We start from the raw sequence: 22,850 nt of genomic DNA on the forward strand, positions 1-22,850 counted from the left end.
AACTCAAACATTTTCATTATGACAACAATCAACGTTTACCTCACTTTTAATGGCAACTGTAAGTCAGCATTCGACTTTTATCTTTCGGTTTTTGGCGGAGAATTCGCCTCGGAAAGCACCTTTGGGGAAATGCCACCACAAGAAGGTATGCCACCAATGCCCGATGAAATGAAAGATCAGATTATGCACGTGAGTCTACCTATTAGCCAAGAAACGGTGTTAATGGGTAGCGATACTGGTGGCGAATGGGCTGCTTCTCATATTCAGGGCAACAACTTTTCAATCTCCATTAGCACTGATAGCAAGGCCAAGGCCGATAACTTTTTTAATGAGCTCTCCGCTGGCGGAGAAGTAAAAATGCCAATGGAACAAACTTTTTGGGGCGACTACTTTGGCATGCTAACCGATAAGTTTGGCATTAACTGGATGATAAGCTTTAACGAAAAGCAATAAGATTTTACCCATGATTCAATTCATCCCTTAAACCATAAGGGAAACAAAAGAGGCCGCAATTGCGGCCTCTTTTTATTTAGTGTTTTATGAAAGCAATTAGTTACCACCGTTTGCTTTTTGCATTGGGTTAGCCCCGAAAGATTGACCCCTTGCTCCTCCACCTCGGCTCTTGTATAGCTCAAAGCGAGTTGGTTGGTTGTTTCTTGGCCAGTAGTTATTGGCTTCGTCAGTATCTGCGGTTTCTCTGTAAGGGTCAATGCGGATTTGCGCAACTTCTTTATCCTTCATGAAGGCTTTGGTCACTTTATCCTCATTTTTTCTCCAGATGTAAGCAGGAATAGTCTCTACTTCAGTAGAACCATCAACGTACGTCCACTCAATAATAATTGGCATTACAAGGCCACCAACATTGCTAAATTCAATTTCGTAGAAGTTTTTATCATCGCCTAAAAGCGCCTTTTCTTCATCGGAAAGTGTAGCTGTAAAGCGCTGGTAAGCAGTTCTTGCTTCGTCAGTCACTTCAAATTGGTTGTAAGAATAGTAGAAATCCTGAAGCCTCTCGTCCTCTTCTACATAGAATTCCAAGCCTTCTTCTCTGTTGCGCTTATCGGCAACATCCGTATTAGCCTCTTTAAATGCTGCTTCAGCAATTGGGTATTCAACATCAGGATTTTTAGTGTCTAACTTAAACCACTTCACATTGTCTACCGAAATATCTACGTTGTCAATAGTAAAGTACCAGCCTCTAATAAACCAGTCTAGGTCTACTGCCGATGCATCTTCCAAAGTTCTGAAAAGATCATCTGGCGTTGGGTGCTTAAACGCCCATCTTTTAGCATACTGCTTAAAGGCAAAGTCGAATAATTCACGACCCATAATGGTTTCGCGAAGAATATTCAAACCAGTAGCGGCTTTAGCATAAGCGTTGTTACCGAAACCAATAATGTTTTCAGAGTTGGTCATAATTGGCTCCAACTGATCTTTTGGCAAAGCCATGTAAGGCGCAATTTTAGCTGCAGGACCTCTTCTGTGCGGGTAGTTGTTGTCAAACTCTTGCTCGGTTAAGTACTGCACAAAAGTGTTCAAGCCTTCGTCCATCCATGTCCACTGACGCTCGTCAGAGTTCACAATCATAGGGAAGAAGTTGTGACCCACCTCGTGAATAATTACGCCAATAGCACCATATTTGGTCGCCTCAGAGTAAGTACCGTCAGGCAATGTTCTACCGTAGTTAAAGCAGATCATTGGGTACTCCATACCGTTCGAAGCTTCTACAGAAATAGCCACAGGGTATGGGTAAGGAATGGTGTATTTAGAGTAGGTTTTAAGCGTATGTGCTACAGCTTTGGTAGAGTAACGCTCATAAATTCCATAAGCCTCTTTAGCGTAGTAAGACATGGCCATTGGGTGGTCTTCTCTACCTTCAATGTCGGCTGCCATAGCATCCCACACAAATTTTCTAGAAGAAGTCCATGCGAAGTCACGCACGTTTTCTGCTTTAAAATTCCATGTTTTAGTGGCTGTAGTACCTTCTTTCTCGTTCTCTTTTGCTTCTTCAAGCGTAACGATTTTCACAGGCTCAACAAACTCTTTCTGTGCTTGCGCCCATCTTTGTTGTTGTTCGCTGGTAAGTACTTCTTTAGCATTTTGCAACGAACCTGTAGAACCCACAATATGGTCGGCAGGTACTGTCATTTCTACATCGTAGTCGCCAAAGGTTAGGGCAAACTCACCACGACCGGTAAACTGCTTGTTGTTCCAACCTTGGAAGTCGGAGTAAACAGCCATACGCGGGAACCAGCCCGTAATGGTGTAGATGTAGTTGCCATCTTCAGGAAAGTACTCGTGACCGCCACGTGCACCAGACTCAGAACGGTTGGTAGTATTGTACCACCAATCGATGTTAAAGCTTATTTTTTCGCCTGGCTTCAACGTTTTGGCTAAGTCAATACGCATCATTGTTTGGTTAATGATGTACGTCATTGGCTGCCCTTTGGCATCTGCCACTTTGGTAATGTGGAAACCCCAATCGTTGTCGTGTCCATCTAAAGCATCAATTTGGCCATAAGACATTCTTGGGCGAATGCTGCTTGGGTCGAACTTGTAAGAATCGTTATCTGGTTGTCTTACATTTTCATCCAAAGCTAACCAAAGGTACTCTAGCGGATCTGGCGAATTATTGTAATAAGTAATAGTTTCAGAACCTGTCAGTCTTTGGTTCTCATCGTCCAAAGTAGCCGAAATTTTATAATCAGCCTTTTGCTGCCAGTATTTAGGCCCTGGTGCACCAGAAGCTGTTCTGTACACACTAGGGTCACGTAGCATTCTTTCTAACTGCTCAAAGCGCTTGCCATGGTTGCTATTTACCACCTGCCCATAAGTGGCAGTGGCAAAAAAGCCCATCGCAATGATTAAATAGGTCAGTTTTTTCATATTAAAATTAAGTAGTTGTTGTTACCAAAATCTTGCGTCAATCATCAATGTGAGGGCAATACCCGCCACAGCCGATGAAATTACTAAGTTCCAGTCTCTTCGCGAAACATTGAAAAGACTTACGAACACAAAGGCCGCAACCATAAAGAATAGTACTATGATTAGCTGCCCCAATTCAAGGCCTAAATTAAAGGCCAACAAAGGTGTTACTATGCTGTCTTCTCTGCCCAGCATGCTCTTTAAATAGGTTGAAAAACCAAGGCCATGAATAAGCCCAAAGAACAAGGCAAAGAAGTAATTGATGTTAAAATTAGAGGGAGTTAAGGCGCTTTTGGTCCTGAAAAGGTTTACAAAAGCCGTAATAAATATGGTTACCGTAATCAAAAACTCCACAATGTCTGTTCTGAAGCTTACGATCTGCAAGGTGCTAAGCGCCAAGGTAATGGAGTGTCCAATGGTAAAGGCGGTAACAAGGATAAGCACTTTCTTCCAGTCTTGCAGCTGGTAAATTACACATAGGGCAATAACAAATAGAATATGATCGTACCCGTTGATGTCGAGAATATGTTCTCTTCCTAAGTCGAAGTATATGCCGAATTGGCTCATATATTGCGGTTAATTAATGGTCTCTTTCTACAAGGATTGCAATAATAACCGTTAATTTTGAATCGACCCATAAAAGTTAGTTGCATGCCCCTCAAACTGTTATATTCGGTTATTTTGACAGCATTCTTAGGAGTGCACCCCTTTCACGTAAGCGTGACAGATATTGAGCATAACCCCGATACGCAATCGCTGCAAATAAGCCAACGCATATTCATTGACGATCTTGAGCAGGGCCTAAAAAAGCACTACAACATGGAGTATGTGGACACCTACAATCCTACCGATGCTGCTAAGCTTGATAGCCTTATTGGTGAATACTTAAAGTCAAAAGTGTTCATTTTGCTAGAGGGTAAGCAGGTTGAGTTTACCTTTCTGGGGTCTGAGGTAGAGAGCGATGCGCGCTGGTGCTACTACGAGGTAGAAGGTGTGTCCGCAATAAAAGAAGCTGAGGTAACAAACGTTACCCTGATGGAGGTTTTTGAAGATCAGCAAAACATTATCCACTTTAAGTCGGGTAAAAAGCAGAGAAGCTATAAACTGGACAGAGACACGAAACACTATACTTTTAATTTTACTAAGTGAAGAAAGCATTTCTAGCAGCCATATTATTAGGCGCAATTTCTAGTTGTCAATTTGGTTCTAAAAAAGAGCCTGTTCGCGAAATTGAAGGCGAGCCCGTTCCCAAGTATGTAGAATACGAGGTTAAGAAAATTGATGAAAAAAGTGGCCCCTGTGCCACCAATGAGGCATCTAAGCAATGTGTAGAGTTTAACATTGAGTACCCGGTAATTACCGGCATGGTACCCGATGAGGTGAGCCAGAAAATCAATCAAGACATTCAAAACGAGATTTTCAGCTTTGTAATGATGGGCGATTCGCAAGCCGAAACATTCGAAGTACTAATGAATGACTTGGGAACCTCTTACGATAGTCTAATCAAGGAGTTCGAAGACTATGAAAGCAGCTGGCTGGTTGAGGTAAATGGCGATATTCTATACCAAGCCCCTGAATTCATTAGCATAGCCACTACCATTTTTACATACACCGGTGGTGCCCACCCCAACGGACAGCAGATTTACCGTAGCTACAACCTAAAAACAGGCGAGCCAATTACGCTCGACCAAGTTATGATTGATGGTTATGAAGAAAACCTAAACGAATCGGCCGAAATAGAATTCAGAATGTTGAAGAAAATTCCGCCAAGTCGTTCTTTGGAAGAGGAGGGCTACTGGTTTGAAGATGGAGAGTTTAGGTTGAACAACAACTTTGCAATCATCAATAAGAGCCTGATCTTCTACTTCAATGCTTATGAAATAGGCCCATACTCACTAGGCCCAACAGAGCTTGAATTAAAGTTAACCGATTACGTTAAGCTGCTGAATAAAAACGGAGTACTAGGTAATTTGGTGGGTGAAGAATAAAAGCAGTTTTAACCTCCAAAAAAAACATCAACCAGCTGATGAGCTGCCTTTAAAGCCGGAACCTCTCCGGCTTTAACTTTTTGGGTGAGTATCTCCAGCTCAGCCTTCACTTGCTCCGATCGGTAGAATTTGCTACCCAACAGTTCTTGCACGTTTTCTTTAAACCAACTGAGTTGCTGTGCTTGCCTGTTACTTTGTAAAAAACCGTTGGTGGTTACTTGTTCAGAGTGCTTTTGCATCATTTCCCATACTTCGGCAATTCCCGTTTTATCTCGTGCAGAGCAAATTTTTACTTGTGGAACCCAGCCTGAAGGATCGGCCGGAAAGAGATGAAGCGCATTCTGATATTCTACTTTGGCGCGCTTGGCAGGCTTTAGGTTATCACCATCGGCCTTGTTGATTACTACAGCATGTGCCATTTCCATTATGCCTTTCTTTATGCCTTGTAGTTCATCGCCAGCACCGGCCAGCATAAGCAGCAAAAAGAAATCTACCATGCCATGTACCAAGGTTTCGGATTGACCGACCCCAACTGTTTCTATCAAAATCACATCAAATCCGGCAGCTTCGCATAGCAGCATCACTTCTCGGGTTTTGTTGCTTACACCACCCAAAGTACTACCCGAAGCAGACGGACGAATAAAAGCATTGGGGTCGCGGGCCAGCTCTTCCATTCGGGTTTTATCGCCCAAAATGCTCCCTTTGGTTTTTTGGCTACTGGGGTCTATGGTGAGCACCGCAAGTTGTTGGCCATTGCTTGTTAAATGACTGCCAAAAGCTTCGATAAAGGTACTTTTACCTACGCCAGGCACACCTGTAATGCCTACGCGCATGGCTTTGCCCGTATGCGGTAACACATCGCTCAAAACCTCATCAGCCAAAGCCAGGTCGGCTTGGTTGGTACTTTCCACCAAAGTAATGGCACGGCTCAAGACCAAACGGTCTCCTGCCAGTATCCCTTCAACATATGCTGCTTTAGAAAGTCGGTTTTTGCGTTTCAAATCGCTTTAATTTTGATGCTCTTCTGACAATTCACTCGAAATATAGGGAATGGAACATCCATTTAGGCAAGCGCTTCGTAAATTCGTGAAGATGTTTCGATCGCGATTTGCCAAATCCTTTATTGTTTTCGCAATCCTCTTCTTTACCATTTGGGTAGTGAGAAATCGCGGCTTTTACACCTTGGCAACTATGGGGAATATTCAGCGAATAAATAAAACAGAGGCCAGTGCTTTGCTGGAAAATAGCCGTGTTCAGATTGTAGATGTTCGCGAAGCCAGAGAGTTTGAAACCAGCCATATTCCAAACGCCATAAGATTTACAGAATCACTTACCCAGCAGCTCGATAAAAACCAACCTGTGTTTGTGTATTGCACCGTAGATGTACGCAGTAACAAACTGGCCAAAAAACTTTCAAAAGCGGGGTTTAAAGAGGTTTATGACCTAAAGGGCGGCATAATCCACTGGGTAAACAAGGGTGGTGAGGTAATAACCGAAAGCGGAGCATTGACCAATCAAGTACACACTTATTCCAAATGGTTTGCACCGCTTTTAAGAAAGGGAGAAGCCGTTTATTAAGATTGCCCTAAATATTCCCCAAAACCCTTGAATTCCCTAAAGGGATTAAGAAGTATCGGAACTTCCCTTTAGGCTTGATTAATTGAAATGTTAAATGAAAAAATCAGCACTCATAATATTCGTAAAAAACCCTATTGAGGGTAAGGCGAAAACGCGTTTGGCCAAAACCATTGGCAATAAAAAGGCCATGGAAGTTTACCGTGCACTTTTGGCTAAAACCAAGGCCGAAACCATAAGCTTAACCTGCGACAAACAGGTGCACTACAATGATTTTATCAATGAAAATGATTTGTGGCAGCATGATGTTTACAGCAAGCAATTACAGATAAGTGCTGGTTTGGGCGAAAAAATGCAACATGCTTTTCAGCAAGCATTTGACAGCGGCTACGAACAAGTATGCATTATCGGCAGCGACTGTTACGACATAACACAGGAAATTCTTGAAGAAGCTTTTGCGGCATTAGCCCAAAACGATTTGGTTATTGGCCCTTCTGAAGATGGCGGCTACTATCTGCTCGGAATGAAAAAATTAATTCCCGAGCTTTTTGCGAACAAAGCCTGGAGTACAGAAAGCGTAGCAGCCGATACTCTAAAAGATGCCGAAAATCTTAACTTGCAGGCACATCAGCTCACGACTCTAAACGATGTAGATGTGGAAGCAGATTTGGGCAATTGGGCCGATGAAATTTTGAAGATTGAATAATCCATAAGACTAGGTATGTTCTCCAAACCAAGCTTTCTTGAAACCTTTAAGAGAAAAGGCAAATGGAAAAACTTTGATGGCAACATAAACATCTTGTCCAACATTAATGATAGTGACATTTCTAAAATTCTATCTGAAAAGGGCATTCATTCTATTCAGTTGTATGAATTTACGCAGCCATCTAAAAGTACTTGGCAGTCATTAAACAAGCTGTTCGAAAAAAATCCTGACATAGGTTTGAGAGTGCTAAATCATGAAAAATTAAATTTTTCATTTTATGAGTTAATCCCTTCAGTCAGACTGAGTTTCAATTGCCTCGTACAACACTAAAGATTTTACCCCTCTTCTATTCAACAAGGAACTCAAGAGTTTAGGAATAGAAGAAACAAAGTCAACCACGACTGACCTTTCTTTCATAAAAGAATTTAAACAGCTTGAATCGGTTTACATTGATGGAATGAAGAAAGGGCTTGAAAACATTCAGCACTTACCATGTCTCGAAACATTGACTTTAAGAGGAATCAAAATGAAGAGTCTAAACTTCATTAAGGATTTGAGCTCTTTGAGACATTTAAACTTACTTTTTGGGAGCTATAAAGATTTAGATGGGATTTTCAACCTGACCAAATTAGAAAGTCTAGAAATTAGTAGAACCAGACAAATACCCAATTACGACTTTCTTAATGGGCTTAAGAATTTAAAGTCTTTAACCCTTGAGGGCATGTCACAACTTGAAAAGCTACCTAACTTATCCGAACTCAGCAGGCTGTCTGAAATTCGCATTGAGAATAACAGAAAGTTGATTGACATTAGTGGATTATCTGGGTTAAAAGCATTAAATAAAATTATACTAACCTTTCCCGAGAAGATTAATGCTAGTCAGAAGAAAGCGCTCTTAGACCAAGTTTTTGAAGTGATTTTAAGCTCGAAAACAGTATTATCCACAAATGTATGGTTTTGGGCAAACAAGGAATTAAGAGATAAAATGAAGAAGAAAGGTATTGAATTCTATGGTTGGAATCCATCTCTGGAAAAGGAGTTAAAAAAATAAAAGTTAAAGGAAATTAATATGATGACACCACACATTAGCGACCTTATAATCTACCCTATCAAATCTTTAAAAGGTATTCACCTTAGCACTGTTGATGTTACAAACCGGGGTTTGGCAAACGACAGGAGGTGGATGTTGGTTGATGAAAACGGCACTTTTATCAGCCAAAGAAAGCATCCGAGTTTGGCACTGCTTAAGCAAGAAATTAAAGGCAATGAAATACACATTAGCCATAGCCAAACGGGTGAGGAACTACTCGACTTTAGCATGGAAGAGCCTAATACCACCCCATTTGAAGTAACCGTTTGGGACGACAGCTGCTTGGCCAAACCTGTTTCAGAAGCAGCAGATACTTTCTTTTCTGACTACCTGAAAATGCCCGTAAGATTGTGCTACATGCATGAAGACAGCAACCGGCAGGCAGACCAACACTATGCGGTGTCTGAAGCTGACCAAGTAAGCTTTGCAGACGGTTACCCCATACTTATTATTTCGGAAGAGTCTTTGGACTTGCTCAACAGCAAAGTGAACGAACCGCTTTCAATGAATCGTTTCCGCCCTAACATTGTGCTAAAAGGTTTGGCGCCACACGAAGAAGATACGCTGAAAGAGATTGTAATTAACGGCCTAACGCTACACGGAGTAAAACCTTGCGCACGTTGTGTACTCACTACCGTAAATCCTGAAACAGCAGAAAAGGGCAAAGAGCCGCTCAAAACACTGGCGACTTATCGCAAAACTGGGAGCAAAATCCTTTTTGGTGAAAACTTTATTCCTGCTTCTGCCGGGCAACTGAAAGTCGGCTATGCTGTGGAAGTGAAAGAGCGGAAAGAAGCGGCAATTCAATAGAATAACGGCCTTTTTACCTACACTCTAAGCCTTTGATGCTTACCTTTGCGCCAGCATGGCTGATCCGTATATCAAATCGCTGCACATTATTTTTATTGTAACCTGGTTTGCGGGCTTGTTTTACATTGTAAGACTCTTTGTATATCAAACTGAAGCACTGGCCAAGGCCGAGCCCGAGCGGACTATTTTAGCCAAACAGCTCAACTTAATGGCCAACAGGCTATGGTACATCATTACCTGGCCTTCGGCAGTTATCACGCTCATTCTAGGGGGCACCATGATCGCCCAATTTCCAGAAATGCTAAAGCTGCCATTTATGCACATTAAGCTCACTTTTGTGTTTTTACTTTATGTGTATCATTTCTATTGCCATCGCATTTATAAGCAACTGCAAAACGGCATAGCAAAATACTCTTCAACCCAACTAAGAATTATAAATGAGGGCGCAACCCTCATCCTTATTTCTGTCGTTTTCATTATCGTTCTCAAGAATCAATTCGACTGGATAAAGGGTACTTTGGGCTTTATTTTGGTAACGGTAGCCTTAATGATTGCCATTAAAATTTATAAGCGCATTAGAGAAAAAAAGAATAGCTGATATGAAATTGTGGAAAGAAGCATTTGTAGTTGGCCTATTGGTTTTGGTAGTAAGCTGCGGTGGTAGTGGCTCCAAAAAATTACCCATAATGGGCCGCCAAGAGTTTAAGGAGGTAAATGGTAAAATTGACACCATTTATCATACTATTCCAAACTTTCAGTTTGTAGACCAGGACAGCGCCATTGTAAATGAAAAGACCTTTGAGGATAAGATTTACGTAGCCGATTTCTTCTTCGGTACTTGCCCAACCATTTGCCCAGTTATGAAACAGCAAATGTTGCGCATTTACGACAGGTTTAAAGACAATCCCAACTTTGCCATTCTTTCGCACACTATTGATCCGGAACACGACACAGTGGCTTACTTAAAAGATTACTCTGAGAAAATTGGTGTAATGGACAACAAGGTTTGGCACTTTGTAACTGGCAATAAAGACGAAATTTACGAAATGGGGAGCGCAGCTGGCTATATGGTACCTGTTGGCGAAGATGGTGCTGCTCCGGGCGGTTTTATTCATAGTGGCGCCTTTATTTTAGTTGACAAAGAGCGCAGAATTCGTGGCTACTACGATGGCACCAAAAAACTTGAGGTAGATGCCTTAATGAGTGACATTCCTAAACTATTGGCTGAGTATGAATAAGCTGGCAATGGCTTTGTTGATAGCTTGTTTACTTTCCGCTTGTGGTGGAGCCAAGTCAGAAAACGAAGGCGTTCAGGACAGGCTGAACACCAAAGAGCTGAAGTACTTTACCAATGGCAAGCGCCTTTACACCCAGTATTGCAACAACTGCCATATGGATAATGGCGAAGGACTTGGCCGACTGATCCCGCCTTTGGCCGAATCGGACTACCTGATGGAAGACCTTGGCAGAGCGGCTAAAATTATGAAGTATGGGCAAAAGGGGCCTATCGCAGTAAATGGCACGGAGTACAACCAACCCATGCCTGCAAACCCGCAGTTAACCCCATTAGAGATTCTTCAAATTCTTGCTTACGTTTCGAACACCTGGGGCAACGAGGCCGACATTATGACCTTGCCAGAAGTACAGGAAGCTTTAAAAGAGCAGTAAATCTATTGAGAGCGAAAAGGGGTGTCCGCTTTATTGAGGAGTCTCCGTCTTTTCCACAAACTCAGGATATCGGGCGGCCATAAACTTTAAAAAGGTGTAATTAAGTACCCTGTCCAATGCATCCGTATTGCGTATATCACAAGTGTAAGCAAGATAGTCAGCATAGGCTACCTTTTTAGCCTCATTATCCATTATATAAAAGTAAACCTCATTCATGTTTTGGTTATCTCTATCGTAACCAATTTGGCCGTTGATTAGCACCATGGCAGTATAACCTGGCTTATCAGTATTAAGAATTTGCTTACCTACCGACCACAAGTTGTAATCTACGCCAACTTTGTTTCTTACTTTGTTGGTCATTTCGTCCCAAAGTACATTACGGCCGGTCTCGCTATCAACCGTTTGGGGCATGGAGTAGGGAATAAGCTCTCCAGACCATTTTTCGCCTAAAAACTTATTTTCGATGCGCGAAGCGATGAGTACTCGCATTCTATCGAAATAGATTGAATCATCTTTGGTTTTGAGGTGCCTCGAGCCCAGCATGACTTGGGGAGTCAAAAGGTCAATGCTAGTTTCCTTGTCCATGTTAAAGCCAAAAACCTGGAGCGGATCAGAATCTCTTACTGGAATTTGGCTGGGGCACTTGTAAATCGGCACGCGTTGCTCAAAGGCATTAGCAACCACAGCACGATCGAAACCACTGCAGGTAGTAGTCAAAACTGCAATAATTAGCAGCCCACCATATGATAAATATTGCCGCATGCCCTATAAAGCTTACGACAATAAAAGAATTTGAGTCGGAAAAAGTTTACTTAAGTACAGATTTTGCTGCTTCAATGGAAGAATTAATATCCTCACGGACTTTCTCAACCTTTTCCATTTCACTATTCAAAAAGGCTTTTCTTTCCTCTACGGTAGTTTGTTCATTAATATGCGGTTGAGCGTTGGCTTGCCAAGCACGCATCCATTTCATCATACCGTCATTGGCGGTTTCAAGTTTATCGGCTATATCTTTTAGCTCAGCTACTTTGGTACTATCGCCATTGGCTTCTTCTAGGGCAGAGGCTTTCTCAAGTACTTGCCTTTTTAAGGCCATTACTTCACCCATTTTTGGCATTACTTCATCGTGTACATTAAATACCTTATCGATGTGTTCTTGCGTGTTGTACGACTCGCCACAAGCCACTGCAAAAACAAAAATTGCCAATACTGCTAAAACCTTTTTCATGCCGATTTATTTGCGGCAAAGGTAATGGCTCAATAAGTATTTTGGAAGAAATAAAGGGATTTAAGAAAGTTCTTTAGAGTTTTTTCTTGGAGGGGTTCAGCCTAGTATCAAAGAAAGTAACTAGCTCTATTTTTAATTCATCTACTTTAAAATACAAGCTAACTTGTTTTGCAACTACACACCTGCGAACATGCTTTCTTTGCCCACTTTGCGGATAGATATTTGGTGATTTACTAATGTGGGCTAGGACTTCTTCTACCCGATTTATAAACTTGATTGCCGAACTCTTACCCCATTTGTTAATTAAATATGCTACAATTTTGTCGAATTCATTTCGAGCCCTTGGCGACCACTCAATAATTCTAGAGACCATACTTCTTGCGAGTCTCTTCCATAACAACATTATGCGGAATGCCCTTGCCTTCTTCAAGTTCTTTTAAGCCGTAGTCTATAGCCTCTTTTTCCTGATCGGAAATCTGATTCCACCAATCCTCATTTTCTTTGATTAGTTGTACCTGCTTTAGCACTTCCGCATCCTTCAGCTCTGTTAACCACTGAATTAAATCAAGTTTTATCGATTGGGTATCCATATTTGAATTTACTAAAACAGATGGTTAATTAATAACTATCATCTGCAAGGCCAACAAATACCCCGTCTGTAAGCAAGTACATTAGCTGGTCAGGATCATCGGCATTTAGCTTTAGTTTCCCTCTAATTTTTACGCGCTTGGTTGTGTACTTTATCTTCTCCTTCATAGAAATTTCCATCACGGTTTCTGGCCCACCCGAACCACAGAAAAAGCACTCGCTAATAGGTAGCGAAGAAAGAATCAGCTCAGTTGGCTTAAACATTCCATCAAAAGGAATAATAAAACCCTCAACCTCTACTACCTCGCCTTCTACACCATTTATGGCTTCACTAAAAACAGGAACGTAAAGGTCTCCATATTCATCTTTCTTAATTTCGAAGCTCACATCGGCTAAGGTCTTCCAAAGCGCTGCTCCCTTCATTTTTACTTCTTGCGCCTGAGTTTTGGTGGCCGAAAGTCCTAAACCAAAAAGGCAAAGCATCAATACTGTTCTTAGGTTAATCATCTGCTAATACTTTTGAAATATCTGTTTTGTATGCGTTGAAGGCCGGTAGCAACGATGCTACAATACCCACACCTACACTTATAAGCAATACATATAGTTCTTCCTGAACAAAAATAAGGCCCGTTACGCCAACTTCGTCCGACTTCTCATAATAACCGGCAAGCAATTCCATAAGGCCGTGGCCAAAAAGCAAGCCAAGCAAACCACCCAAAGTGGTAATGATAATGCCCTCTAGCACCACATGCACAAACAACTTGCTACGCGATGCGCCCAATGAACGCATAATTGCCAAATCGTACTTTCTATCTTTCAACGCATTGTAGAGCGATATAAAGATACTTAGCCCCGAAATGAAAATAATGATGTAAGCAAAGCTGCGAAGCATGTTTACACCAATACCTAACAAGGAAAATAAGCGCTGCGTTTCAAAAGCCGGAGAAGCGGCTTGCATATTGGTTTGGCTGTTGATCATGCGTGGCAAGGTTACAGCCCCCATTGGCGAACGGAATTTGACCAATAAAGAGGTCACTTCTGCACCCTCATCACCAGCTGGCAAGCCAGTTTCGTAGGCGCTACCCAGTACCTTTTCATGAGCATGTTCTTCGCCTTCTTCGTGCGCATGCTCTTCTTCATGCTCATGCACGGCCCAAACACTTTCAATATTTGTAAGAATAAGGTTGTCCAACACACTGCCAGACGGTTCCAAAATACCGGCAACAATGTAGTCCTTTTCGTCATGCTCCAAATCGGTTACCGACATGCCGTGCGCCCCATGAAAATGGTCTCCCAACTTTAGGTCAAGTCTTTTGGCCACATTCGATCCTAGCGTAACATCTAAATTGTATTTAAAAAGTTCGCCAGCAGCAATTTTTCCTTCGTAAAGATTTATGTAATCGTGATTAGTCCCTACAATTCTGAAGCCTTGGTAATTATCACCCAAAGCCAACGGAATGGTTGATTCAATAAGCCTGTTGCGGGTAAGCGACTTGGCTTCGGCCAGCTTGATATTACCGGTAGGAAAATCGATATGATATACATTGGCCAGAATAAGTTGCAGAGGACTACCCTTTGCACCTACCACCAAGTCTACTCCTCGTTTGTCCTTAGCTAATTTTTCTTCCAGTTGACTGCTCAAAAGAATGAGCACCAAAATAATGGCAATACCCAAACTCAATAGCAAAACATTCAGCAGTGTATTGAGTGGCTTTGATTTTATGTAGTTCCAACTTAAGGAGAATAGGTTCATTACATGTTCAGGTTAAGTTGTACTTCAAATTCGTCTTTTACACGCTGGTCGTGCGTGGCTATGGCCAGTGCAGCCCCATAATTCTGGGCTTGCCTCTTTAGCAATTCAATTACTTTAAAGGCATTGTCATCGTCTAGGCTGGCGGTTGGCTCATCGGCCAAAATCACCCGAGGCCTGTTAAGCAAAGCTCGCGCAATGGTTACCCTTTGCTGCTCGCCTTGGCTCAATGCTTTTACCTTGCTCCTCACTTTATGCCCCAAGTTTAGTTCTTCCAAAACCTCTTTTACACGCCCCTTATCTTGTGCAGCACCAGACAGATACTGCGCCAATAAAAGGTTACCGCCTACATTGAGTGCACTCACCAAATGCGCCTTCTGAAATACTAGACCAATATTTTGGCCGCGGTATTTATCTCGCTGGCTTTGCGAAAGTTTGTAAATATCGGTTTTGCCGATAACTACTTTGCCTTCATTTGGGGCGAGCAAGCCACCCAAAATGTGCAACAGCGTAGTTTTACCGCTTCCACTTTTACCAAGAATTAACAATTGCTGGTCTTCCTTAATTTCCATTTTTGGAATAGAAAGCACTTTGTGGTCTGAATAGCCAAAATTGAGGTTTTCGATAAATATCATCTAGGGATGTTTATTTACAGCGGCTAAATAACGCAAGGCATTTGAAGATTGAAAACCGCTGATAAATGATTACTGAAAAACCTTAAAAGAGGTTTCATCGTAATTTAGCCCAACAGAACGCGGCCATCCCCAAAAGTTTGCCAAATAAATAATACATTTACGCCCAAATTACTTTTTATCATGCTTGATTTTCTGAAGCGAAAGAAGAAAGAAGAAAGACAAAAAAAGGGATTCTTCAGAGAGCTTTTTAACGATGTACTCTTCGCACTGATTGCGGTTACCATCATCAGAGGCTTATTTATTGAGGCATACGCCATTCCTACGGGGTCCATGGAAAACTCCATGCTCATTGGCGACCACCTGTTTGTGAGCAAGGTGCATTATGGCCCTCGAACTCCAAAAACCTTGATCCAATTCCCCTTAGCGCACCAAACCTTCTGGGGTTCTGGCGTTCCTTCTTATTCAGACATTATTCAGTTGCCTTCTTTTAGGCTACCAGGTTTCAGAAAGCCAAGAAGAGGCGAGCCTGTAGTGTTCAACTACCCACCAGACATGGCGCACCCAACAGATATGAAGACATTTTATGTAAAGCGCTGTTTGGGCGTTCCGGGCGATACACTTACAATAGTGGATCAGCAGGTTTACATAAATGGTGAGGCACTTGAAAACCCACCAGAAATGCTCACCAGCTACTTTGTAGAAACAGACAGGGGTGTAAACGCTAGGTATATGAGAGAGCTTGGCATTACAGATTACTACGACACAAACCCTGGCGACACCTACGCTACAGATGCTGAACCAAGATATACTTACAATGGAAAAATCGGCTTCTTTATGAACACCACACAAGCAAGAGCCGACAAACTAGCCGCTTACAACTTTGTAAAAAGTGTTGAAAAAGTAGTTTACAATAAGGGCGAAGGCGACACCGCCTTCCCTAAACGCCAAGGCTACCTTTCTTCAGAATACACGGCATATCAGCCAATAACAGACTTTGATTGGACCATTGATAACTTTGGGCCGCTCGTTATGCCTGCCAAAGACATGACCATTGAATTGACTCAGAAAAACATCGATTTGTACCGAAACATTATTGAGTTTTTTGATGGAAACGATAATGTAGAGATCAAGCCTGGAGAAGTATTAATTGACGGCCAAAAAATTGAGACATATACCTTTAAGCAAGGTTACTACTGGATGATGGGTGACAACCGCCACAACTCAGAAGATTCTCGCTCTTGGGGTTTTGTGCCATACGATCATATTGTTGGCAAGCCGCTTTTCATCTTCTGGTCTGTTGACAGAACCAACCCGAACGCTGGCTTCTTCGAGAAAATTAGATTCAACAGAATTCTAGACTTAATTAAATAATGCGCATACTGTTAGTCGCTCTATCACTACTTTTCATAAACCCTGTGCAAGAAAAAAGCACTTGGAAAACATTAGCTAAAGTAACCATTGAAAAGAAGTTTGATGAGTTAATGAATTTTGAAATTGACTACCCAACTTTTAGCGAAGAGGTAAAAGCTCTTGATGGCAAAGAGATTTCGCTTGAAGGCTGGATGATTCCTTTGGACGAACTTAGAGGTGAAAATTACTTTGTGCTTTCGGCCTTGCCATTTGCCAACTGCTTTTTCTGTGGTGGCGCAGGGCCCGAAACGGTAGTGGAAGTTTTTACCACAGAAGGGTTCGATTTTACAGAAGACAGGGTGAAAGTAACGGGTACACTTAGCCTAAATGCCGATGATCCATCGCGCCTTATGTATGTAATGAGTAAAGCCGAGGTTACCGACTAAACCAAGCCTTTCTGGAGTAGCCGCATTAGGTCAAAACCTGATTTACACTTATTTTAGGTTTTTACTCATTCGACCTTATGAAAAAGCTATTACTATTCAGTGCACTCATCTGCACATTTTTTACTCTAAAAGCACAGTCAGACAAAGACACAAAAATGGTTCGCGCCATTTTTGACGAAGCCCTAGAAAGAGGTGAAAGCTATCAAATGCTTCACTTTCTTACCAAAAACATTGGCCCACGATTGGCCGGTTCACCAGGTGCAGCAGCTGCCGTAGAATGGACTCGCCAGCAAATGATGAGCTATGGTTTCGACACTGTTTTCTTACAACCGGTAATGGTGCCCCACTGGGTGCGTGGCAAGCAGGAAAAGGGCAGAATTGTAAACTCACAGAAAATTGGCTCAATGCCCATAAAAGTGGTTGCACTTGGCAACTCTATTGGCACTGGACCTGACGGAACCGTAGCCGAAGTTGTTGAAGTGCAGGATTTTGATGAGTTGGAAAAACTAGGAAGAGCAGCCGTAGAGGGTAAGATCGTATTCTTTAACCGACCAATGGACCCTAAGTTAATGGACACATTTGCGGCTTACAGCGGGGCGGTAAACCAACGCGGAGCTGGCCCCTCGGAAGCAGCAAAGTATGGAGCCATTGGCGTGGTTGTTCGCTCAATGAGCTCGTTCAAAGATGATGTTCCGCATACCGGCAGTACCAACTATGCGCTCAATGTTCCGAAAATTCCTGCTGTGGCCATTAGCACCAACGATGCCGATTTGCTGAGCGGTCTTTTGAAGGACGATGACGAACTGAAATTCTACTTTGAGACACACGCTCAAATGCTGCCGGAAGTACTTTCTTACAATGTTGTAGGGGAAATAAGAGGAACTGAAAAGCCTGACGAAATCATTGTAGTTGGTGGCCACTTAGACTCTTGGGACCTATCGGAAGGTGCGCATGATGATGGAGCCGGATGTATGCAGTCCATTGAAGTGCTTCGCCTTTTCAAGGCAATGAACTACAAACCGAAAAGAACACTGCGTGCAGTAATGTTTATGAATGAAGAAAACGGTTTACGTGGTGGAAGAAAGTACGCTGAGCTAGCTGCAGAAAATGGCGAAAAACACATTGCTGCCATGGAATCGGACAGAGGTGGTTTCTTACCGATTGGTTTTGGTATGACAGGTACCGACAAGCAGCTAAAGAAATTCATGGGCTGGAAATCGCTCTTTGAGCCATACAACATTTTCCAGTTTAAAAATGGTGGCGGTGGAGCCGATATTAGTCCGCTAAGGGTGCAGGATGTTCCACTAATTGGGTACATACCTGATAGCCAGCGCTATTTTAAGTATCACCACACTGGCATCGATAATTTTGAAACGGTAAACCAACGCGAACTAGAGCTTGGAGCGGCCGCTATGGCCTCAGTTATCTACCTTATTGACCAATACGGACTTTAAGTCTGCCTCTCATCAACCTTTCGTTTTGAATGAAGGGTTGGTGAGACTACTTTCCACTAACCGAATTACCCTACTATGAAAAAGACCACAATTCTGCTGGCGCTCGCCATCACCACTTTAGCTTGTTCTAAGCAGCATAAACTCACTGAGTTTGAATACCCCGATAAGATTGACACCAGCGACCATCCAATTGACCCACAAGAAAAAAGAACTTATACCATAATGGGCGATGGCGTAACAGCTGACAACCTATTTGATGCCGCCAGAATGAATGACTTTTCGAAAATTGAAGCCAATCATTATCAGGTGCAGATCAACCCAGAAAATAGCCCTATCAATATGAGCCCATGGTACGCTTTTCGGATTTATGCCGAAGAAGAGCAGGACGTAAAAGTGACCATAAACTATGGCAAAGGGCGTCATCGCTACTGGCCTAAGTTGAGCGCTGATGGCAAAACATGGACACCAATGGATAGCACCTTATTCTCATCTGGAGTAGATTCGCTTACCTTTACCATGAACCTTTCCATTAGCCCTGACACCCTGTGGGTGGCCGCACAAGAGATCATCAGCTCAAGTGATATGAAAGCATGGACTTCCTCTTTAAAAAGCGATAAAATTGAACACTCCGTAATTGGAAAAACTCGTTTGGGCCGCGACTTACTGCATATGGACATTACTAATGGCAGCAAAGAAGATAAAGATATTGTGGTAGTGTTGAGCCGCCAGCACCCACCAGAGGTTACCGGTAACCTAGCTATGATGGCCTTTCTGGAAGAAATAATTAGTGACACCAAACTGAGCAATCAGTTTCTCGATCAATACAGGTTACTGGTTTACCCAATGTTAAACCCTGATGGAGTGGATTTGGGCCATTGGCGCCACAATGAAGGTGGAATTGACCTTAACCGCGATTGGGCCTACTATCGTCAACCCGAAGTAAGACAGATTTGCGAAGACATTATAGCCAAAGTGAATGAAACCCAAGCAGAGGTAAAGCTAGGCCTAGATTTCCATTCCACTTGGTCCGACATATACTACATCTACGAAGACACGGTGCAGTCATCAATTCAAGGTTTTTCCAGAGAATGGATTGGCAATATTTTTGAGCGTGTGCCAGAAGATCAAGGACGCATTAGCCCATTTGCTGTAACTTCTCCTGTTTCTAAAAACTGGTTCTACAGCCAGTTCGGAGCAGAGGGCATTACCTACGAAATTGGCGATCAAACCCCTCGCGATTTAATCAAAGAAAAAGGCCAAGTTGGCGCCCAAGAAATGATGAAGCTGCTTTTGAATAAGTATTGATATCTAAACCAGCTCCTCCTAAAATTAGGAGGAGAATGGAAGCTCAAATTCTTATCAAAGAGGAAAAATGCTTTAGAAGAGAGATAATAGACCTTTACTCCGCAGGCCTAATCTGTTCTATTCTAATGTAATTGGGCTGGAGATTGGTGGTGGAACAATCGGCCAGTTCTTCTAGAAATGCTACTTTCAAAAGCACTTCTAGGCCATCTTCTTTATAACCATTATTCAGGTATTTGGGCACGTAATAGGTGCCCTCAATTTCTACCAACCATTCGCAGTTAAACAAAGCACCTACATTGGCAGCATCTACAATCGTACCCGAAACGAATTCCGCCTGTGGCTCCTGATCGTCCGAGGAGCAAGCAAACATTAAGGGGAAAATAATGATTAGAAAAGCCGCTTTCCAGTTCATGTTTAATGCAACGGATTAAACAACGGCTGGTTCCAGAATTTCAACCACTTTAGCCACAACAAAGTCAACTTCTTCTTGCTTGCTGTATTTGCTAAAAGAGAAACGGATACCTTGACGGTTAGGATCTGCTTTTATACCTGTAAGCACGTGTGAACCTGTATTAGCACCGCTAGAACAAGCACTACCACCAGAAGCTGAAATGCCATTAATATCAAGATTGAAAAGCAACATGTCGTTATCCTCATGCTCGGGAAAACTCACATTCAGCACTGTGTAAAGACTATTTTCTGGCTTTATGTCGCCATTGAAATCAACGCCCGGCACCTTTTCTTTTAGCTGCTCAATCATGCTGCTTTTTAGGCCCTGCACATGGCTTTGGTGCTCATCCATTTCGCGGTAAGCAATCTCTAGTGCCTTCGCCAAGCCCACAATACCATACACGTTTTCAGTACCTCCGCGGTGATTGCGCTCTTGGCCTCCACCTTCAATAAACCTACCAATTGGTCTGTTTTTGTTTACACGAAGGAATCCAACTCCTTTCGGGCCATGGAATTTATGGGCAGCGCCTACTATAAAGTCAGCCTTAAGCTTTTTCAAATCGTGTGCGTAGTGCCCCATCGTTTGCACCGTATCCGAGTGGAAAAGAGCACCATGTTCAGCGGCCAATTCACCAATCGCTTCAATGTTATTTAGGGTACCAATCTCGTTGTTGGCGTGCATTAGCGAAATCATGGTTTTCGGATTGTCCTTTACCAACGATTCCAAATGCGCCATATCTACATGCCCTTGTGCATCCAGATTGACAAAACTTGCACGCACTTTTCCTTCGGCCACTAATCGATCTACGGTTTGGCCAACGGCTTTGTGTTCAATTTCGGAAGTAATAATATGCTCAATGCCATACTCATCGACCGAGCAGCGCAAAGCCGTATTATCAGCCTCGGTTCCGCCAGAGGTAAAAAAGATTTCGCTCGGAATGGTATTTAACAATTCGGCAACCTTTCTACGGGCGTGTTCAATCTGCGTACGCACCTCACGACCGTGAGCATGGGTAGAAGATGGATTGCCGTACATGTCGAGCATTAAAGGCTTCATAGCCTCAAATACCTCGGGGTCTAATGGAGTAGTTGCCGCATTGTCAAAATATACCTTCATGACTAAGCTATTTAGTTCGAAACGATCTCTTTAATATCTGCAATTATTTTGTTTGCCAAATGGTCGGCTGTAGCGTGGCTTTCCGACTCTGCATAAATTCTTATGATTGGCTCAGTGTTCGACTTGCGCAGGTGTACCCACTCTTTGTCAAATTCTATTTTCACACCGTCAATAGTGTTGATTGGCTGCTTTTTATAACGCTCCTTCATTTCAACCAAAACCTTGTCTACATCAATATCTGGAGATAGGTCAATCTTGTTTTTCGAAATGAAGTAGTTAGGATAACTCGCACGCAACATGGATACACGCTTGCCAAAATTAGCCAAGTGTGTAAGGAATAGCGCTATGCCCACCAATGCATCGCGGCCATAGTGCAACTCTGGGTAAATAATACCTCCGTTGCCTTCGCCACCAATTATGGCATTGGTTTCTTTCATTTTAGTAACCACGTTTACCTCGCCAACTGCAGCGGCTTGGTAAGTGCCACCATGTTTTTCAGTAACATCGCGCAAAGCTCTGGTAGAAGATAGGTTGGAAACCGTATTCCCTTTTTGCTTCGATAAAATGTAGTCTGCCACAGCCACCAAGGTGTATTCTTCGCCAAACGGCACACCGTTTTCATCTATAAAGCAAAGTCTATCTACATCTGGATCTACTACAATACCCAAATCGTGATGCCCCTTCTCTAGCACAGAACAGATTTGCCCTAAGTGCTCAGGCAGTGGCTCTGGGTTGTGCGGAAAATGGCCGTTTGGTTCGCAGTAAAGTTCTTCGATTACTTCTACGCCAAGTGCCTTCAAAAGCGGTGGTAGGGAAATGCCACCAGTAGAATTAACGCAGTCGATAACTACTTTGAATTTCGCTTTCTTAATGGCCTCAACATCTACCAAAGGTAGTTTAAGCACTTCTTCTATGTGCTTAGCAATGTAAGTATCGTTCTTTGAGATTTTGCCCAGTTTCTTCACTTCGGCAAAGGTGTATTTATCGGCTTTGGCAATTTCTAAAACTTCCTTTCCGTCATCGCCACTTATAAATTCGCCTTTGGCATTTAAAAGTTTAAGCGCGTTCCACTGCACAGGATTGTGGCTTGCGGTAAGGATTATTCCTCCACCAGCACCTTCGGCAGGCACGGCCATTTCAACAGTTGGCGTGGTGGATAGCCCCAAATCGATCACATCGATACCCAAACCGATAAGCGTAGAGCTCACCAAATTCGAGATCATTTCGCCTGAAGGGCGTGCATCGCGGCCAATAACGATTTTTGAGATACCTGATTTTTCCTTTACCCAAGTACCGAATGCCGCAGCAAATTTTACTGCATCAATTGGTGTTAGGGCCTCATCTACTTTTCCTCCGATAGTACCTCTAATACCGGAAATTGATTTGATTAATGTCACCTTGGTCGAATTTATTGTGGGACAAAAGTAGTAAAAACTACTCTACTAAAGACCCAATATGGGTTTAGAAAACAAATGGTGGGAGAGGGTTGAAATTATTTGAATTTCGCTAATACTTTATCTACCTCGTTGCCTGGGTTTCCGCAAGATTCTCCTGGGTTCACTTCCTTTCCGCAGAAACCACATTTTACGCCTTCTTTATTCAGAAATGGGCTTTGAGAGGCGCAAGTTCCTTTGAACTCACCATTCTTAAGCAGGATAAGACGAACAGACATCCCTACAAAAAACAATCCTACTAAAACCAATGTCAAAATTAACGTTGTCATACCCGAGTATTTTGGTGCAAAAATAACATACTTGGCCTCATA

Annotated in this window: 28 protein-coding genes; 14 read left to right on the plus strand and 14 right to left on the minus strand. The window is 42.6% G+C overall.

Annotation, left to right across the window (positions count from 1 at the left end; all coding sequences use genetic code 11):
• Positions 1-18 precede the first annotated feature (18 nt).
• Positions 19-453 (plus strand): VOC family protein, encoded by a 435-nt coding sequence (locus BMW98_RS02745; protein ID WP_090256851.1) that lies wholly within the window; start codon positions 19-21, stop codon positions 451-453.
• A gap of 96 nt (positions 454-549) precedes the next feature.
• Here the strand turns inward: BMW98_RS02745 and BMW98_RS02750 are convergent, their stop codons facing one another.
• Together BMW98_RS02750 and BMW98_RS02755 are read right to left on the minus strand one after the other, a co-directional pair.
• A complete protein-coding gene (locus tag BMW98_RS02750; protein WP_090256852.1) occupies positions 550-2,886 on the minus strand; it encodes a M1 family metallopeptidase in 2,337 nt (778 codons plus the stop codon).
• A gap of 21 nt (positions 2,887-2,907) precedes the next feature.
• Positions 2,908-3,492 carry a HupE/UreJ family protein gene (locus tag BMW98_RS02755; protein WP_090256853.1) on the minus strand — a complete coding sequence of 195 codons (585 nt, stop codon included), beginning with the start codon at positions 3,490-3,492 and terminating at the stop codon, positions 2,908-2,910.
• Positions 3,493-3,606: 114 nt separating this feature from the next.
• Between BMW98_RS02755 and BMW98_RS02760 the strand changes: the two genes are divergently transcribed.
• Positions 3,607-4,074, plus strand: coding sequence for a DUF6702 family protein (locus BMW98_RS02760; RefSeq protein WP_147407713.1), 468 nt, complete (start codon positions 3,607-3,609; stop codon positions 4,072-4,074).
• Positions 4,071-4,913, plus strand: coding sequence for a DUF3298 and DUF4163 domain-containing protein (locus tag BMW98_RS02765; protein WP_090256855.1), 843 nt, complete (start codon positions 4,071-4,073; stop codon positions 4,911-4,913). Before BMW98_RS02760 ends, BMW98_RS02765 begins: the two co-directional genes overlap by 4 nt.
• Before the next feature lie 8 nt (positions 4,914-4,921).
• Here the strand turns inward: BMW98_RS02765 and meaB are convergent, their stop codons facing one another.
• Positions 4,922-5,914 carry a methylmalonyl Co-A mutase-associated GTPase MeaB gene (gene meaB, locus BMW98_RS02770; RefSeq protein WP_090256856.1) on the minus strand — a complete coding sequence of 331 codons (993 nt, stop codon included), beginning with the start codon at positions 5,912-5,914 and terminating at the stop codon, positions 4,922-4,924.
• 91 nt (positions 5,915-6,005) lie between these two features.
• On the opposite strand from meaB, the gene BMW98_RS02775 reads away from it, so the two are divergent.
• The 7 genes from BMW98_RS02775 to BMW98_RS02810 all read left to right on the plus strand — a co-directional run bounded on the left by BMW98_RS02775 (position 6,006) and on the right by BMW98_RS02810 (position 10,762).
• On the plus strand, positions 6,006-6,491 hold the full coding sequence (locus BMW98_RS02775) for a rhodanese-like domain-containing protein (RefSeq protein WP_162844659.1): 486 nt from the start codon (positions 6,006-6,008) through the stop codon (positions 6,489-6,491).
• Between the two features lie 94 nt (positions 6,492-6,585).
• Positions 6,586-7,194 (plus strand): TIGR04282 family arsenosugar biosynthesis glycosyltransferase, encoded by a 609-nt coding sequence (locus BMW98_RS02780; RefSeq protein ID WP_090256858.1) that lies wholly within the window; start codon positions 6,586-6,588, stop codon positions 7,192-7,194.
• Between the two features lie 457 nt (positions 7,195-7,651).
• Positions 7,652-8,245 carry a leucine-rich repeat domain-containing protein gene (locus tag BMW98_RS02790; RefSeq protein WP_090256860.1) on the plus strand — a complete coding sequence of 198 codons (594 nt, stop codon included), beginning with the start codon at positions 7,652-7,654 and terminating at the stop codon, positions 8,243-8,245.
• A gap of 18 nt (positions 8,246-8,263) precedes the next feature.
• A complete protein-coding gene (locus BMW98_RS02795; protein WP_222843595.1) occupies positions 8,264-9,094 on the plus strand; it encodes an MOSC domain-containing protein in 831 nt (276 codons plus the stop codon).
• Positions 9,095-9,149: 55 nt separating this feature from the next.
• Entirely contained in the window at positions 9,150-9,692 is a 543-nt protein-coding gene (locus BMW98_RS02800) for a CopD family protein (RefSeq protein ID WP_090256862.1), read from the plus strand.
• Position 9,693: 1 nt separating this feature from the next.
• A complete protein-coding gene (locus BMW98_RS02805) occupies positions 9,694-10,332 on the plus strand; it encodes an SCO family protein (protein WP_090256863.1) in 639 nt (212 codons plus the stop codon).
• Positions 10,325-10,762 (plus strand): c-type cytochrome, encoded by a 438-nt coding sequence (locus BMW98_RS02810; protein WP_090256864.1) that lies wholly within the window; start codon positions 10,325-10,327, stop codon positions 10,760-10,762. The genes BMW98_RS02805 and BMW98_RS02810 overlap by 8 nt, the downstream gene beginning before the upstream one ends.
• A 30-nt stretch (positions 10,763-10,792) precedes the next feature.
• On the opposite strand, the gene BMW98_RS02815 is transcribed toward BMW98_RS02810, so the two are convergent.
• From BMW98_RS02815 to BMW98_RS02845, 7 genes are all read right to left on the minus strand, one after another.
• Positions 10,793-11,524, minus strand: coding sequence for a hypothetical protein (locus BMW98_RS02815; protein ID WP_090256865.1), 732 nt, complete (start codon positions 11,522-11,524; stop codon positions 10,793-10,795).
• 46 nt (positions 11,525-11,570) lie between these two features.
• Positions 11,571-11,990 (minus strand): hypothetical protein, encoded by a 420-nt coding sequence (locus BMW98_RS02820; protein WP_090256866.1) that lies wholly within the window; start codon positions 11,988-11,990, stop codon positions 11,571-11,573.
• Positions 11,991-12,063: 73 nt separating this feature from the next.
• Positions 12,064-12,393 (minus strand): type II toxin-antitoxin system RelE/ParE family toxin, encoded by a 330-nt coding sequence (locus BMW98_RS20685; protein WP_090256867.1) that lies wholly within the window; start codon positions 12,391-12,393, stop codon positions 12,064-12,066.
• The gene (locus tag BMW98_RS02830) at positions 12,353-12,580 is read right to left on the minus strand and encodes a hypothetical protein (protein ID WP_090256868.1); all 228 of its coding nucleotides are present in this window, start codon (positions 12,578-12,580) and stop codon (positions 12,353-12,355) included. Before BMW98_RS02830 ends, BMW98_RS20685 begins: the two co-directional genes overlap by 41 nt.
• A gap of 28 nt (positions 12,581-12,608) precedes the next feature.
• Positions 12,609-13,085: a hypothetical protein gene (locus tag BMW98_RS02835; protein ID WP_262922750.1), complete on the minus strand. Its 477-nt coding sequence runs from the start codon at positions 13,083-13,085 to the stop codon at positions 12,609-12,611.
• Positions 13,078-14,331 (minus strand): ABC transporter permease, encoded by a 1,254-nt coding sequence (locus tag BMW98_RS02840; RefSeq protein ID WP_090256869.1) that lies wholly within the window; start codon positions 14,329-14,331, stop codon positions 13,078-13,080. The genes BMW98_RS02835 and BMW98_RS02840 overlap by 8 nt, the downstream gene beginning before the upstream one ends.
• Positions 14,331-14,963 (minus strand): ABC transporter ATP-binding protein, encoded by a 633-nt coding sequence (locus BMW98_RS02845; RefSeq protein ID WP_090256870.1) that lies wholly within the window; start codon positions 14,961-14,963, stop codon positions 14,331-14,333. Before BMW98_RS02845 ends, BMW98_RS02840 begins: the two co-directional genes overlap by 1 nt.
• Positions 14,964-15,143: 180 nt before the next feature.
• Between BMW98_RS02845 and lepB the strand changes: the two genes are divergently transcribed.
• The 4 genes from lepB (at position 15,144) to BMW98_RS02865 (ending at position 19,518) form a co-directional block, all read left to right on the plus strand.
• Positions 15,144-16,334 carry a signal peptidase I gene (lepB, locus tag BMW98_RS02850; protein WP_090256871.1) on the plus strand — a complete coding sequence of 397 codons (1,191 nt, stop codon included), beginning with the start codon at positions 15,144-15,146 and terminating at the stop codon, positions 16,332-16,334.
• Positions 16,334-16,759: a hypothetical protein gene (locus BMW98_RS02855; RefSeq protein ID WP_090256872.1), complete on the plus strand. Its 426-nt coding sequence runs from the start codon at positions 16,334-16,336 to the stop codon at positions 16,757-16,759. Before lepB ends, BMW98_RS02855 begins: the two co-directional genes overlap by 1 nt.
• A 77-nt stretch (positions 16,760-16,836) precedes the next feature.
• On the plus strand, positions 16,837-18,213 hold the full coding sequence (locus BMW98_RS02860; RefSeq protein ID WP_090256873.1) for a M28 family peptidase: 1,377 nt from the start codon (positions 16,837-16,839) through the stop codon (positions 18,211-18,213).
• Positions 18,214-18,288: 75 nt separating this feature from the next.
• Positions 18,289-19,518 carry a M14 family metallopeptidase gene (locus BMW98_RS02865; RefSeq protein ID WP_090256874.1) on the plus strand — a complete coding sequence of 410 codons (1,230 nt, stop codon included), beginning with the start codon at positions 18,289-18,291 and terminating at the stop codon, positions 19,516-19,518.
• Between the two features lie 94 nt (positions 19,519-19,612).
• Here the strand turns inward: BMW98_RS02865 and BMW98_RS02870 are convergent, their stop codons facing one another.
• The 4 genes from BMW98_RS02870 to BMW98_RS02885 all read right to left on the minus strand — a co-directional run bounded on the left by BMW98_RS02870 (position 19,613) and on the right by BMW98_RS02885 (position 22,808).
• The gene (locus BMW98_RS02870; protein ID WP_090256875.1) at positions 19,613-19,930 is read right to left on the minus strand and encodes a hypothetical protein; all 318 of its coding nucleotides are present in this window, start codon (positions 19,928-19,930) and stop codon (positions 19,613-19,615) included.
• 15 nt (positions 19,931-19,945) lie between these two features.
• The gene (locus tag BMW98_RS02875; protein ID WP_090256876.1) at positions 19,946-21,085 is read right to left on the minus strand and encodes a cysteine desulfurase family protein; all 1,140 of its coding nucleotides are present in this window, start codon (positions 21,083-21,085) and stop codon (positions 19,946-19,948) included.
• Positions 21,086-21,096: 11 nt separating this feature from the next.
• The gene (gene glmM / locus BMW98_RS02880) at positions 21,097-22,482 is read right to left on the minus strand and encodes a phosphoglucosamine mutase (protein ID WP_090256877.1); all 1,386 of its coding nucleotides are present in this window, start codon (positions 22,480-22,482) and stop codon (positions 21,097-21,099) included.
• 95 nt (positions 22,483-22,577) lie between these two features.
• Positions 22,578-22,808, minus strand: coding sequence for a hypothetical protein (locus BMW98_RS02885; protein ID WP_090256878.1), 231 nt, complete (start codon positions 22,806-22,808; stop codon positions 22,578-22,580).
• Between the last annotated feature and the right edge of the window lie 42 nt (positions 22,809-22,850).

This window comes from Roseivirga pacifica, assembly GCF_900111145.1.
GTDB classification, from domain to species: Bacteria; Bacteroidota; Bacteroidia; order Cytophagales; family Cyclobacteriaceae; genus Roseivirga; species Roseivirga pacifica.

Bases quoted from the DNA above. Each gene is read 5' to 3' on its own strand.
- BMW98_RS02745 (WP_090256851.1), top strand. From the start codon at position 19: ATGACAACAATCAACGTTTACCTCACTTTTAATGGCAACTGTAAGTCA.
- BMW98_RS02750 (WP_090256852.1), bottom strand. From the start codon at position 2,886: ATGAAAAAACTGACCTATTTAATCATTGCGATGGGCTTTTTTGCCACT.
- BMW98_RS02755 (WP_090256853.1), bottom strand. From the start codon at position 3,492: ATGAGCCAATTCGGCATATACTTCGACTTAGGAAGAGAACATATTCTC.
- BMW98_RS02775 (WP_162844659.1), top strand. From the start codon at position 6,006: ATGTTTCGATCGCGATTTGCCAAATCCTTTATTGTTTTCGCAATCCTC.
- BMW98_RS02780 (WP_090256858.1), top strand. From the start codon at position 6,586: ATGAAAAAATCAGCACTCATAATATTCGTAAAAAACCCTATTGAGGGT.
- BMW98_RS02790 (WP_090256860.1), top strand. From the start codon at position 7,652: ATGAAGAAAGGGCTTGAAAACATTCAGCACTTACCATGTCTCGAAACA.
- BMW98_RS02795 (WP_222843595.1), top strand. From the start codon at position 8,264: ATGATGACACCACACATTAGCGACCTTATAATCTACCCTATCAAATCT.
- BMW98_RS02800 (WP_090256862.1), top strand. From the start codon at position 9,150: ATGGCTGATCCGTATATCAAATCGCTGCACATTATTTTTATTGTAACC.
- BMW98_RS02805 (WP_090256863.1), top strand. From the start codon at position 9,694: ATGAAATTGTGGAAAGAAGCATTTGTAGTTGGCCTATTGGTTTTGGTA.
- BMW98_RS02810 (WP_090256864.1), top strand. From the start codon at position 10,325: ATGAATAAGCTGGCAATGGCTTTGTTGATAGCTTGTTTACTTTCCGCT.
- BMW98_RS02815 (WP_090256865.1), bottom strand. From the start codon at position 11,524: ATGCGGCAATATTTATCATATGGTGGGCTGCTAATTATTGCAGTTTTG.
- BMW98_RS02820 (WP_090256866.1), bottom strand. From the start codon at position 11,990: ATGAAAAAGGTTTTAGCAGTATTGGCAATTTTTGTTTTTGCAGTGGCT.
- BMW98_RS20685 (WP_090256867.1), bottom strand. From the start codon at position 12,393: ATGTTGTTATGGAAGAGACTCGCAAGAAGTATGGTCTCTAGAATTATT.
- BMW98_RS02830 (WP_090256868.1), bottom strand. From the start codon at position 12,580: ATGGATACCCAATCGATAAAACTTGATTTAATTCAGTGGTTAACAGAG.
- BMW98_RS02835 (WP_262922750.1), bottom strand. From the start codon at position 13,085: ATGATTAACCTAAGAACAGTATTGATGCTTTGCCTTTTTGGTTTAGGA.
- BMW98_RS02840 (WP_090256869.1), bottom strand. From the start codon at position 14,331: ATGAACCTATTCTCCTTAAGTTGGAACTACATAAAATCAAAGCCACTC.
- BMW98_RS02845 (WP_090256870.1), bottom strand. From the start codon at position 14,963: ATGATATTTATCGAAAACCTCAATTTTGGCTATTCAGACCACAAAGTG.
- lepB (WP_090256871.1), top strand. From the start codon at position 15,144: ATGCTTGATTTTCTGAAGCGAAAGAAGAAAGAAGAAAGACAAAAAAAG.
- BMW98_RS02855 (WP_090256872.1), top strand. From the start codon at position 16,334: ATGCGCATACTGTTAGTCGCTCTATCACTACTTTTCATAAACCCTGTG.
- BMW98_RS02860 (WP_090256873.1), top strand. From the start codon at position 16,837: ATGAAAAAGCTATTACTATTCAGTGCACTCATCTGCACATTTTTTACT.
- BMW98_RS02865 (WP_090256874.1), top strand. From the start codon at position 18,289: ATGAAAAAGACCACAATTCTGCTGGCGCTCGCCATCACCACTTTAGCT.
- BMW98_RS02870 (WP_090256875.1), bottom strand. From the start codon at position 19,930: ATGAACTGGAAAGCGGCTTTTCTAATCATTATTTTCCCCTTAATGTTT.
- BMW98_RS02875 (WP_090256876.1), bottom strand. From the start codon at position 21,085: ATGAAGGTATATTTTGACAATGCGGCAACTACTCCATTAGACCCCGAG.
- BMW98_RS02885 (WP_090256878.1), bottom strand. From the start codon at position 22,808: ATGACAACGTTAATTTTGACATTGGTTTTAGTAGGATTGTTTTTTGTA.